The organism is Novipirellula caenicola (genome assembly GCF_039545035.1).
GTDB lineage: Bacteria > Planctomycetota > Planctomycetia > Pirellulales > Pirellulaceae > Novipirellula > Novipirellula caenicola.
Window position 1 is genome coordinate 106530 of the sequence record NZ_BAABRO010000019.1, and the last position, 12811, is coordinate 119340.

Consider the following 12811-nt stretch of genomic DNA (forward strand, 5'->3'; position numbering starts at 1 on the left):
CGGTCCGCCGTCGCCCGATATCGGCGGCGGGGTCAATCGCTTTCCTCGCCTTGTCCGACGACTTGTTGCAATCGCAACAGCACCGCTTGCGGACTGAGCCCACGGTGGTGACAAACGTACTGCAGCGATTTGCCGGCGCAGCTTGTATCGAGCCCAAGTTCGTCAAAGACGGCATGGGTCTCGGGGTGCTCGATGATCCACTCTGGGATACTCGTCATCAAATCACAATCCATGTTTGCAATGATAACGCGTGAGCAGCAGCGCTGCCTCTACCAATCTCGGGCTGCCTTTTCCAAGACCGCAGCCAGATAAGGTGCGGTGGTGCCACGTTTGGATTCGGCGATCCACTCAGGAGGCCCTTCGGCGACAATCTCACCCCCTCCGGTTCCACCGCTTGGCCCAACGTCGATGATCCAATCACAAGCTGCCAACAGGTCGAATTGATGCTCGATCACAATCACGGTGTTCCCGGCGTCGACCAATCGCTGCAGCACTTGCACGAGTCGTTCGATGTCTTGGAAATGCAACCCTGTCGTCGGTTCGTCCAACAAATAGAGTGTGCGTCCGGTGGAAACCCGCGCCAATTCGGTCCCCAGCTTGATCCGCTGGGCCTCGCCGCCACTTAGCGTGGTGCTGGATTGCCCAAGCCCGAGATAGCCCAATCCCACCGCTTGCAGTGAGGAGAGTTGACGATGAATTCGCGGAACGTTCTCGAAGAACGCGGCGGCCTCATCAATACTCATCGCCAATACATCGGCAACCGAGGCTCCTTTGAAACGCACTTGCAAGGTTTGCCGATTGAACCGCTTGCCGCCACACCGCGTGCAAGTGACGAACAAGTCGCTGAGGAAATTCATCTCAATGCGTTCGACGCCGAGCCCCTTGCACAGTTCGCAACGTCCTGCGGCAGAATTGAAACTGAAACGACTCGAATTGAACCCGCGAGTCTTCGCTTCTCGCGTTGCCGCAAAGACCTTGCGGACCTCGTCCAAGACGCTCGAATAGGTCGCCGGGCAACTGCGGGGGCTACGGCCAATGGGTGACTGGTCGATCGCGATCATCTTGTCGAGATACTCGACGCCAGTGATTCCGCCGTGAGGTCCCGGCGTCTCGGATTTCAGCCCTAAGTACGAAGCCACCGCCGGAGCCAACGTGTCATTGACCAACGAGCTTTTACCGCTGCCCGACACCCCGCTGACGCCGATGAACAAACCCACGGGGAACTTTACAGTGACCTTTTTTAGGTTATGCGTCTGCACGTCGCGAAGCATCAACCATTGGCCTTCGACCGGATGGCGACGTTCGTCCGGGACGGGAACGTTTTTCGTCCCCGAGAGATATTGGCCCGTCAAACTTTTCGGATCATCCTCGACTTGTGTTGGCGTCCCATGGCTGATGATTTTGCCACCAAGTTGACCGGCACCTTCACCCATATCGATCAGCACATCGGCCGACCGCATCGTCGCTTCGTCATGCTCGACCACCACCACGGTGTTGCCTTGGTCACGCAAATCGGTGATACAGCGAATCAATTGATCGTGATCGGCCGGATGCAAACCGATCGAGGGTTCGTCCAAGACGTAACAGACGCCCACCAGTCCGCTGCCGATACTGGTCGCCAAACGAACACGCTGCAACTCACCGCCGCTGAGCGAATCGGCGGATCGGTCGAGCGTCAGATACGACACGCCGACTCGCTGCAAAAAAGCGAGCCTCTTGCTGACCTCTGTCGTAATCGGTGCGGCCACGGCGGCATGCAGCGGCGAGAACGTCTTGTCGATCTCAGCAAACCACGCTGCGGCGTCGCCCAGCGGCAGCCCGCACACCTGATGAATCCCAAGCCCATTGATGGTAACGCTGAGGGCTTCTTTTCGCAGCCGACCGCCGTGACAATCGGGACACTCGGTGGTGTGATCCTCTTCGGCAATACGCCCCAGCCCGTCACAGGTGCGGCAGGCACCATAGGGGCTGTTGAAACTAAACGTCCGTGGTTCAATCTCTTCGAAACTGGCGCCGCACTCGACACACGCCATCGCGGTGCTGTAGATGGCTTCGCGCCAATCGCCGGCATCGTCTTGAATGAGAGACGATGCCAACCCACCGCCCAATCGCAGTGCAAGCAGCACACTATCGCGAAGACGCGAATCGGCTTGGTCCCGAATCACCAAGCGGTCGATGATCGCTTCGATCGTGTGATTTTTTCGCGGCGCCAATTCTGGCACCTCTTCGAGCAAATACGTTTCGCCATCGACGCGGGCCCGAACCAGCCCCGCTTGTTGGATCGATTCAAACACTTCGCGATGCGCCCCGCGGCGGCCTCGCACCATCGGTGCCATGACGACCAATTTGGTTCCCGGCGCGAGCGAGGCGAGTGAATCGACAATCGCATCGGGCGATTGTTTGGCGATGGCCGAGTTACAGTGGGCACAATGCGGCACGCCGACCCGGGCGTACAACAGCCGCAGATAGTCATAGATCTCGCTGATCGTGGCGACGGTGCTGCGTCCGTTGGTCGAACCAGGTTTTTGGTCAATCGCCAATGTCGGTGCCAACCCGGCGATCGATTCCACATCGGGTCGCGGGATCTGGTCTAAAAACTGCCTCGCGTAAGCCGACAAACTGTCGATGTATTGACGCTGGCCCTCGGCAAACAGCGTATCAAACGCCAACGAGCTTTTGCCGCTGCCCGACACGCCGGTGATCACCGTCAACGCGTTGTGAGGGATCTCGACGTCAATGTTTTGCAGATTGTGTTCGCGTGCCCCTCGAATCAAAATGGCATCATGCGATGCAGTTCGCTTGGTTTTCGATGATGGTTTGGGCGTACGCTTGGACTGTCGAGTCGAACGTTTTCGTGTTGTTGGTTTTGTTTTCAAGGACGACGCTCAATCCACTTGTAGGCCCGCTTGGCATTTCCAGCAAAAAAGTTTCGTGTGGCGGTTTCGCCTTTTTGCATCGCGTACTGCAACACAATTTTCTGTAACACCGCGTAATCCGCTGCTCGCTCGCTAACCGGCCAATTGCTGCCGTAGATCACACGATCGTCACCAAACGCATTCCAGACGACATCAAGATAAGGTTGGTAGAACGACAACTCGCTGGGGACCGGTTGCCCGCCACGCGACGCTCCTTCGACCAGACCAGAAATCTTGCAATACACATTGGGATACTGAGCAGCAACTTTGATACCGTCAACCCAGTCGCTTGGTGGGGCATCCACGGTGATCGCAACGTTGGCAATGTGATTGAGCACGATTCGCAACTCGGGTAGCTGACGGGCAAGCTGTGGAAGCGCGGCAAGCGAATCGATCCCTCCGTTCACATCCAGCGACAGGTCATGCTGGGCAAGCACCGCCAATTTGCCGTAGGTTTTGTCTTGCAACATCTGATTCAGCTGCTTGGCAGAGATACGAATCCCACGAAACAACGGGTTAGTGGCAAAGCGTGCGACCTGATCTTCAAAATCGGCGGCCGCCGGGTCGAGCCGTCCTACGATGCCGACGATGAACGGATCGTCTTTGGCGAGATCCAATAGCCAATCGTTGTCTTCGATCCACGCACTCGCTTCGACGATCACCGTCCCATCGATCGGATGTTCGGTCTTCAGTGCACGCAGATGTTGCGGCAAAACGGTTCGGTACAGCGTCGAATTCTTGTTCGGCCACGGCACGCCCTGAGGACGCGACGGGTCATAAAAGTGCGTGTGACAATCGATGATCTGCAGATCCGCGATCACGTCCGCCGGAATTCCGTCGCTCTGTTGGGCACTAAGCGAGCTCGTCCACAGCCCGAGAGCCAACAGATTGAGTGCGAGAAACCATTTCATGAGCATGCCGAGACTGAGGTTTACAGATTTTTTCGAGCGAAATACCGGATCCGCCCTCAACGTCCTGCAGGATAACCTAAAGATATTTGTCGAGTGGTCGATCACGCCTCAGGCGACTAAGATTCGGCTCCCAAAGACTCGACCCACCGGAAAAATCAGGTACGCAGTGCAGATTACGCCGCAGAATTTTACGAACTTGTTTGACATTATTGGAATCGGTCTAGCCCATGGTACAATCCCCCGCAGTTTCGCAGTTTGCCCCCGACGTCTCGCGGCTGGACAACGCACCGATAGAATCGATCCGAGCAATGTTGCAGCGGATTTCTGCATTAGGCGAAACCGAACGGAGGCATCCCGTGAACGGGCTTAGGCTGTACGACCAGAGCGAACATCTGTTGTTGGCAAGCTATGCGATGCACAGCGCCGACACCGAGGGGCGTCTGCATCCCGAGCCCACGCATCCCTATCGCGGACCCTACGCTCGCGATCGCGATCGAATCTTGCACAGCAGTGCGTTCCGACGCTTGAGTGGCAAGATGCAGGTTTTTACGGGCGAAATGGGGATCTATCACCGCACCCGGTTGACTCACACGTTCGAGGTCGCGTCGGTGGCCCGCACGATGGCTCGCGTGCTGCGGCTGAACGAGGATTTGACCGAAGCGTTGGCGTTGATGCACGACATCGGGCATCCACCATTTGGACATTGCGGCGAAGATGTGCTGAGCGAACACATGGCATCGGTCGGCGGTTTTTCACACAACGAATTCGCCTTGGTCATCGTCAGCGAACTCGAACAGCGGTACGTTGAATTCTCGGGACTGAACTTGTCGCGAGAAACGTTGGCGGGACAAGACGTGCGTGCTCACAAGGCCGAAGCCGCAGTGGGACGAGCCCCACTGTTGGAAGTGCAATTGGTCGATGCAGCCGATTCGATCGCTTATGACGCCCACGACGTTGACGATGCGTTGCAAATGGGACTGCTCTCGATCGACGAACTCGCCGAATTGGCGATCGTGCGACGAGCACTCGATTTGATTCGCGATAAACGTGGCTTCATGCCCATCCATCAATTGCGGCAATCGCTGGTCCACGAATTGATCGATCTGCAGGTCAGCGAATTGCTTCAAGTGTCGAGCGAACGGCTGCGTCAATACGAAGGGCATCACCACGACGACATCTGTGATCAAGGCGTCCGACTGCAGCATGGCAGCACCCTACGTGACGAACGTCGCGAATTGGAGGCATTCCTGTTCAATGCCGTCTACCGCCACCCTCGGCTGATTCCCGTCCGGGATTCGGCCGCAAAACGATTGAGCGATCTGTTCAGTGTCCTAATCAAGGACCCCAATCGGCTGCCGCTGCGATTTCGTCAACGCCAACAAGAGCATCCGCTGGAAAAGGTCGTCGGCGAATACTTGGCGGGAATGACCGATGCTTTTTGCGACCAACAACACCAATATGCGACGGGGACCTCACGAGGCCCCCTTGCGGATTGGTAGTCCCGATTGATAGCAGCTACGGATCAGAGAAAACGTGCCGGTTAGAGAAAGTTTTCTCATTGCAGCGGTCATGCCGTGCCGATGAAGAAAACTGGAGTCCCGGAAGATGCTCTGGCGATCGCGTAACGCGAATTGCTTGCATCTGCCAGAACGTCCGTCTTCGCACGACTTTTCTCAAAAGTAGCTGTTATGAAAACGTCACCGATCACACGGTCTTTGCTAGCAACCCCTAAAACGTTGTTAACCGCGATCCTCGCGGTGGCGTTTGCGTTCTGGGCTGCCAACGATTTTGGTTCTCTTTCGCGAGTGGCGGGAGCCGAGAACCAGCTTCGCACGTCCTCGGCGGGTTCCTCGATGGAACAAACCCGGGTGATGTGGGAGCCGAAGCGATCGTCAAAGCCAATGCGGCGATCCTTGGTCGCTCAAGCGGCTCGCGGCAACGTGATTGATGAAATGCCGAGCGAACCGTTGGTCGACGACCAAGTTCGGCAAGTCGGATTCTACGATGCCGGTTGCACCAACTGCGGTCCGGTTTGCGACTGTGGTGGCGAAGTCAGCTGTGGCGTCGAACCTGGTTGCGGTTTCGAACCGGGCTGTGGTTTTGAACCGGGTTGCGGCTTCGAAGTCGGCTGCGGCGCCGAATATGGCGATCCCGGCTGTGGCGTCGAGGCTTGTCCTAGCTGCCATGGCGAACCAGTGTGCGGGATGGAAGCGATCGGTTATCGCGACGCCAGCTGTGGTTTGGAATCGATCAACGGCGACTACTGCGACAGCTGTGGTGGCGGCGGGTGCGATTCGTGCTGCGGCGTGCATACATTTCCGCTGTTCTTGCCACTGTTGCGAATCAATTGGCATCGCTTCGACTTTTTCGCCGGTGTCCAAGGATTCAAAGGTCCCATGAGCTTTGCCAACACCGACGGCAGCAACGGCAGTAGCCGCGTGGGATCGGGAAGCTTTGGCTTCTACGAAGGCTTCAACGAAGGACGTTCGCTGAAACCGTTGTTTGGTTGGGACATGTCGTTGCAGCTTGGGGTTCGTGCGACCCAGAACAATTTGTCAGGTGCTGAATTCACCAGTGACCGACGTCACCAAGTGTTTGTCACGGGCGGGTTCTTTCGCCGCGTTGACTATGGTTTGCAATACGGATTGGTCGTCGACTACATGAGCGATGATTGGTATTATCAAGCGGACCTGACTCAACTTCGTGGTGAATTGAGCTGGAAAGAAAACGGTTGCCACGTCTACGGATTCCAGTTCATGGCGGGTCTTGGTGACGACAGCTCATCGACCTTGGTACGCAACGCGTCGGGTGCCACCGTGATCTCGAGCCTCGACTTCGAGCCAACGGACCAATACCGATTCTTTTACCGCCGCTTGCTAAACAACGCAGGGTCGTGGGACGCGTTCGCTGGATGGACCAATCATGATGACGGCATCATTGGAACCACGATGACGCTGCCGCTTCGCCAAAAGCTGGCGTTTTCGACCGGAGCGACGTACTTGATTCCAAACGAAGGCACCAACAGTGGCGGACACCAAGAAGAATCATGGAACATCGCCATGGGATTGGTTTATCGTCCGGGTGGCCCACGCGGAGCAGGGCGATACAGCCGTCCGCTGTTTGAGGTTGCCGACAACGGCACCTTCATGGTCGATCGCAAGTAAACGACGAGCGTCATCGCCATAGGCTGCAGCGAAGCTGTACGCCGGAACACAGCAAAGTTCCGGCAGGCCGACTCGAATGAGTCCCTAATCACGCTTGCAGCTTGCCGGATCGGTGTCACTATCGCGGCTTGATCCGGCCTGCTTCTACTTCTACTTTGATGCGGACCCTGTGCGGATTCGCTAGCTTGGGAATTTGGGCTCTCGCAAACGCAACGTCCGGCGATGGTCGACCGGACGTGCTAGAAGCCAATTCCCAATTAATCGGCCAAATAGCCTGACAAGGTTCGTTTGGGAGTTGGCAGTTTAAGCAGCGGAGCGAACGACGCGGTGTTCTCATCCACATCGACAAACAAATCCGCCAAGCTTGCAAGATCGCCTTGGGTCAATCGCTCGTAGCCGGCAACAAATTCCGCTTTCTCGCTCCAATCTTCGTCACTGCATGACGGCAGCAGCGATGCCAAGGCAACGCAGGCTCCACCGCGAGCCGATTCTCCTTGAGCCAGCAGCGAATCGAGCTGAGTGTGTTGTGCAATCAAGGTCACAAAGTCCGCAGGCAGACTCCATCGATTTGCCAATAACGCCGCGGCGTCGGCATGGTCCCAGCCGAACATCTCTTGTTCGAGTCCACTCAAACGACGACTCTCGGCCGCACGTCGCTCGACCAGCGATTGGTATTGTTCGGGCAACTCTTTCAGCAACAACGGAATCGCCATGTCTTGCAGCAGGGCACCGGCGAACAGGTCTTCGGCGTTGGCAACTTTCAGTGAGCGACCGAGCCTGCGTGCCAAAATCGCACGTCGCAGCGAATCTTGCCAAAGCGATTTCAAGTCAAAGGGACCAAATTTGGGATTCGGAATCACGCTGAACACGGCATTCCAAAGCGCAAAGTTGGTGATCGCACGGCTTCCCACCAACGTCAACGCTTGTTGTACGCTCATGATCTCGCGGCTGAACCCAAAGTAGGACGAGTTCACAAACTTCAACACTTGGCCCATCAGCCCAGGATCGGCTTCGATCGGTTTAGCAAACTCCGGCGGCCCTACATCATCTCGCTGCGACAGCTGCAGCAACGCGATCGCGCTGTGCGGCAATGCAGGCAATACGTCCGAGTGAAAGACATCTTCAAGAGCGGTGGTGTTGATGACGGTCGACATGATTTTTTTGTGGGCTTTAGACCAGGGAAATTTTTTCGTCGGGTAATTTTCTGCAAGCGGCAAACAGCACGTTTTGCCTATGAAACCTAGGCCAAGAAACCCCTGCGGGCAACGTTTTTATTGGGCCTTGTTCAAGCAACCAAAGCGTGGGACCAACAACCGGCAATTCCGTTACAAACCGTCACTTCGGCGTCCGCCTCGCGCATGGCATCGGTTTTCCGGTTCACCAACGCGATGAATCCTCTGTGCAACCGGCGTTGCGTCTGGGCAGCGGGTGTTGCTCAAAACAAACACGTCCTGAGCCCAACCCGGAACGCCACGCAAGCACCTAAGCCACTACCAAAAAAAGACTTACGCCACCGCAGCAGCTTCACGACTGAAGATTGGATCGCTTTGTGCAACGTTGCTCGGTTGATATGAGCAATCTTGGATTCAACGAAAACGACGTCCGTCTGCTGAAGCATTGTCTATGGATCAATGCCAAGTGTGTGATGCTGATCCTGCTGTTTGTGATCGCACTGCGATGGACTCAACCCAGCCCTATGCCGGGGACTGCGCCTCCGGCGGTCGCTGCAACATCGGCAGTCGCTGCGACGTCCGAGGTGACGACGAAGTTAACGTCGACCGAGAGCCGGCAACCGACTCCGATTCCGCCGACCGGTTGGCGTCGCACCAACCGCGGCTGGGAACACACTTCGTCGTGGCCGCAATCGGGCGAACTGGGGCAATCTCATTCGATCAGTGAGTTGATTGCCATGCAAGAGTCACGCGAACCGAAGTGGTTCAATGCAGTGCTTGGCCGTGTTAGCGGGATTCCACCGCTGATGATCGCGGTCCTTCAAATCGCGGTCATTGCGGTGATTTTGAATCTGGCAAAACCGCAGCCGCGGCTCTAATGCGAATCGTCCTTGGCGACGGTTGCCACCTTTGCATGTTGAGCAAACGTTCGCGCGGACATATGCGTTGCCTCGCCATTGACGTTCACCACATAGCCGCCCGATCCCGCGACGGCGGCTTCGAACCCAAGGATGGCAGTGGGATCAACGCCGGGATCGCTGAATAACACCGCGTCGTACAACATCATCATGTCGCCCTCGGTGAGCCGCCGATGTGCTTCGCTGAGAAGGTCGGTCGGATCGCCGGTGGAGGATGAGGTCGCGGATTCATCATCACTCGGAATGCTCGCTTCGATGAACGCAGCAAACTCGCTGACATCCCCAGGCGACTTTCCGTGTTCGGTTTGAAAGCGGCGATATTGTGATGCCAGCTCGCTTAAACAGCCACGTTTCAGCAAGATCTCTTTGGCAGCCGAATCATCGCTGCAACCGCCGATGGCAAATCCAATCAACGTCGTGATCAAACACAACATGATAGCCAAGCGGCGATCGCTACTGGAACACGCTGCGGTGTCACCAGCGGGCATTCGGCCAACCGATTCGCAAACGCCCCCATCACCCAGCTCCGAGGAACCGGCTTGGAATTGCAACTCATGATCTACAGAATAGATTCGCATCGATGAAACGGCCTTGATGAAAGGTGCATAAAAAAGTTAGCGACGCAGGCATGCCGAGTCGCGATCAAATCGAATCGCAGCGACATCGTTGCTGCAAAAAAATAGCCCGGGCCAGCCCCAACGCTGCCCGGGCTATGGTGAGCCACTTGCTTAGGATTTTAGCAGGATGCCGATCGCGACGAGGTAGCGTTCGATCGTTTCGGCGTCGGTTTGTTCCCACTTGGCCGATTTATGACGCAGCACCGCCAGCTTCAACGATTCAATGGCATCGGCCAAATCATCAGGAAGCTCGGGCAGCCCGGCGAACGGCTGGCTAATCGAAGGAGCCTCCGACACCGACTCGGATTTCGATTCGGCTTCGGCCATCGGCGGATTCGCCTTGGACGCATCCATCGCCGAAAATTCTTCTTCGTCACCAAAGTCGGGGCCTTCGGGTCGCGGTCCCGTGGCGACTTCGCCCGCGCTTTCTTCGTCGAAATCCTTGGTGCGTCCGCCGCCTTGTGCGGGCAATACAACGTCTTCGTCAGTGTCGACTTCGACAATCTGGCTGTTGGTGGGTCGCTGCGACTCGACCGCTCCGGTGGCTTCCCAGCGTTTTTCACGCATTTGAGAAACGCTCCAAGATTCCTGGACGGCACCTTCGAGCCATAGTGGAGCGTCGTCCCAATCAAGCGCCGCCAAAAAATGGCTCCAGTACAGCTTGTCATAGGTGGCACGAGTCGAACCGAAACGGTCGAAAACGCGGCGTAGACGTCCTACGTGCGGTGCGGTCACTCCGCCGACGCGACGCGCCCAAGCTTCGTCAGAATACTCGGTTGACGGTGCTCCCGATTCGATCAGTGCCAAACGCCATCGGTGGACGATTTCGCCCTTTTCCCAATTCGTGGTGCTGATCAATTGGTTCCATTGGCCGACAAACGGCTGAGCCAATTCGGCGAGGCGAGGATCGTCTTCATCCCACGCCTGCTTGGCTTCGACGATCTCTTGTTGATCGACGTCCGATTCGCTCTCTTCGCTGACCGAGATTTCGGCATCGTCGGCCGCCGAGTCCGAGGCGACGATGTCGTCACCAGAATCAACGTCTTCGTAGGCTTCGTTTTCTAGCGTGGTGTCAGTTTCAAGCTTGGTTTCGGTTTGGTAACTGGCTTGGTTTTCATACGTTTCGGTCCCATTGGAATCAAGTTCCTGGGAATCCGTCGCAGAAACTTCCGCCGCATCGACATCCGTTTGCACAGGAACGTCGTAAGAATCTTCGGGGGTCATCGGCATCCGTCGCGTGAGGAGTGGGAATCAGAGGATCAAGGCTTTAGGCCGAACCATGAGCCGTGAAAAGCCAGAAAACGGGGCAGACAGGACTCGTCTCGCCACCGCACGTCTACGCTAACGAACGATGAAGCCGCTATGAAGTCACTGGCATCAATTTCATTCATGGCCCCGTAAAACACACGTTAGTCGTAGCGATTGCAGAAACAATGCGGTGTGGAAAAAGTGTCATGAACTCTCTCGAAAACCGGATCAAGCGGAATTTGGTGAGTGCGAGGTCGCCGCACCCGGCAGATTTTTTGCCGACGGAAAGGTCAAAACGCCCTCGAGCGAGCGACACGCGCACACCGGCTCGCCAACTCTAGCCCCCCGGGTGCGTGTTGACTCGATCGCACAATCACAACGTTGAGCCGAGGGCCGTGAGGCACCGTGTGGTGCGTGGGACCCGGCGGCTGACGCGCAACCTACTCAATCAACAAGCCGTTGGCGGCTTCGGCTACGCTAAACTTGCACAAACTTGATCAAAAAAAATGCTTCACAGCGTTGCGGGTCATGAATGATCCTTAGTCTCTCAGCTATCTCAAACCTCACAGCGGTCTTTCATCTCGATGACAAAACTCTACGAAAAACTGACGCTCAAAGATGTCACGCTGCGAAATCGCATCGCAGTGTCACCGATGTGCCAATATTCGTCGGTTGATGGTTTCCCAACCGATTGGCATCTCGTCCACCTTGGTTCACGCGCGATCGGCGGGGCGGGCTTGGTGGTGGTCGAAGCGACGGCAGTGTCGCCCGAGGGCCGCATTAGTCCCGGCGACAGTGGGATCTATACCGACGATCACGTCGAGCCGTTTGCCCGTATTACCCGCTTTCTGAAAGAGCATGGCTCAGTCGCGGGCATTCAATTGGCGCACGCGGGCCGTAAAGCGAGTGCGAGTCGTCCGTGGGAAGGCGACAAACATCTTGGCAATGACGAAGGCGGCTGGGACACGATCGCGCCGTCGCCAATCGCCTTTGGTGACAAACTTTCCAAACACCCCAAAGAGATGACGCTGCACGATATCGAACGGGTCAAAGGCGATTTCGTGCGGGCGGCCGAGCGGGCACTGGCGGCCGGATTTAACTTTCTCGAAATCCACTTTGCCCACGGCTACTTGGCGCACGAGTTTTATTCGCCGCTGTCCAACAAGCGAACCGATGCCTATGGCGGCAACTTCGAAAATCGCACCCGATTCCTGTTGGAAACGTTCGCCGCGGTGCGTCAGGTGTGGCCCGAGCGGTTCCCGTTGACCGCACGATTGTCGGTCACCGATTGGATCGACGGAGGGGTCACCATCGAGCAGTCGATCGAATTGACTCGCCAATTGAAATCCGCCGGCTTGGACATGCTCGACGTCAGCCACGGATTTGTGACTCCCGATATCGATCGTGTCCCGTGGGGCCCCGGGTTCATGATTCCGATCGCAGGTCGAATCCGCAAAGAAGCCGATATTCCGACCACGACCAGTTGGTCGATCACCGAATCGCAACAGGCCGAAGACGCGCTGCAACAAAATCAGGTCGACATGGTGATGCTGGGCCGCGAGCTGTTGCGAGATCCGTATTGGCCCTACCACGCCGCTGCGGAACTCGGCGCGGAGGTGTCGAGCGATCTGTTGCCGGTCCAATACGCTCGAGCAGTCGATTGAGCGATCGGCGTCGATGGGGGGAGCTGCCAAAGGATTTGGGGTGAAACCAGCCGGCACGTCCGTGGTTGACGCGGGAGTTTTGAAGTTGCGCTATTGTCATTTTTCCCGCCAAATCCTAACCCGACACGTTAGCGAGGGACCGAGAAAATATCGAGATTCCCTCGCTGACGCTTCGGGTTGTGAAAAACACGCAACTTCAAAAC

At 56.6% G+C, this 12811-nt stretch carries 10 protein-coding genes; 4 read left to right on the top strand and 6 right to left on the bottom strand.

Annotated elements, in window-relative coordinates; genetic code table 11:
* Positions 1-32 precede the first annotated feature (32 nt).
* The 3 genes from ABEA92_RS26140 to ABEA92_RS26150 all read right to left on the bottom strand — a co-directional run bounded on the left by ABEA92_RS26140 (position 33) and on the right by ABEA92_RS26150 (position 3826).
* Positions 33-218 (bottom strand): hypothetical protein, encoded by a 186-nt coding sequence (locus ABEA92_RS26140; RefSeq protein ID WP_345687858.1) that lies wholly within the window; start codon positions 216-218, stop codon positions 33-35.
* Positions 219-269: 51 nt separating this feature from the next.
* On the bottom strand, positions 270-2774 hold the full coding sequence (gene uvrA, locus ABEA92_RS26145; RefSeq protein WP_425572500.1) for an excinuclease ABC subunit UvrA: 2505 nt from the start codon (positions 2772-2774) through the stop codon (positions 270-272).
* A gap of 98 nt (positions 2775-2872) precedes the next feature.
* The gene (locus ABEA92_RS26150) at positions 2873-3826 is read right to left on the bottom strand and encodes an amidohydrolase family protein (RefSeq protein WP_345687860.1); all 954 of its coding nucleotides are present in this window, start codon (positions 3824-3826) and stop codon (positions 2873-2875) included.
* 356 nt (positions 3827-4182) lie between these two features.
* Between ABEA92_RS26150 and dgt the strand changes: the two genes are divergently transcribed.
* Both dgt and ABEA92_RS26160 read left to right on the top strand, forming a co-directional pair.
* The gene (gene dgt, locus ABEA92_RS26155; RefSeq protein WP_425572496.1) at positions 4183-5325 is read left to right on the top strand and encodes a dGTP triphosphohydrolase; all 1143 of its coding nucleotides are present in this window, start codon (positions 4183-4185) and stop codon (positions 5323-5325) included.
* 189 nt (positions 5326-5514) lie between these two features.
* Complete coding sequence (locus tag ABEA92_RS26160) at positions 5515-6990, top strand: DUF6666 family protein (RefSeq protein WP_345687862.1); 1476 nt, start codon at positions 5515-5517, stop codon at positions 6988-6990.
* 257 nt (positions 6991-7247) lie between these two features.
* On the opposite strand, the gene ABEA92_RS26165 is transcribed toward ABEA92_RS26160, so the two are convergent.
* Positions 7248-8144, bottom strand: coding sequence for an HDOD domain-containing protein (locus tag ABEA92_RS26165; protein ID WP_345687864.1), 897 nt, complete (start codon positions 8142-8144; stop codon positions 7248-7250).
* A gap of 395 nt (positions 8145-8539) precedes the next feature.
* Here ABEA92_RS26165 and ABEA92_RS26170 point away from each other — a divergent pair, with 395 nt between their 5' ends.
* Entirely contained in the window at positions 8540-9040 is a 501-nt protein-coding gene (locus ABEA92_RS26170; protein WP_345687866.1) for a hypothetical protein, read from the top strand.
* Here ABEA92_RS26170 and ABEA92_RS26175 read toward each other — a convergent pair.
* A complete protein-coding gene (locus ABEA92_RS26175) occupies positions 9037-9657 on the bottom strand; it encodes a hypothetical protein (protein WP_345687868.1) in 621 nt (206 codons plus the stop codon). The two genes, ABEA92_RS26170 and ABEA92_RS26175, sit on opposite strands and share 4 nt — an antisense overlap.
* A 150-nt stretch (positions 9658-9807) precedes the next feature.
* Positions 9808-10920 carry a hypothetical protein gene (locus ABEA92_RS26180; RefSeq protein WP_345687870.1) on the bottom strand — a complete coding sequence of 371 codons (1113 nt, stop codon included), beginning with the start codon at positions 10918-10920 and terminating at the stop codon, positions 9808-9810.
* Positions 10921-11528: 608 nt separating this feature from the next.
* Here ABEA92_RS26180 and ABEA92_RS26185 point away from each other — a divergent pair.
* Positions 11529-12608: an NADH:flavin oxidoreductase/NADH oxidase gene (locus ABEA92_RS26185; RefSeq protein WP_345687872.1), complete on the top strand. Its 1080-nt coding sequence runs from the start codon at positions 11529-11531 to the stop codon at positions 12606-12608.
* Positions 12609-12811 lie beyond the last annotated feature (203 nt).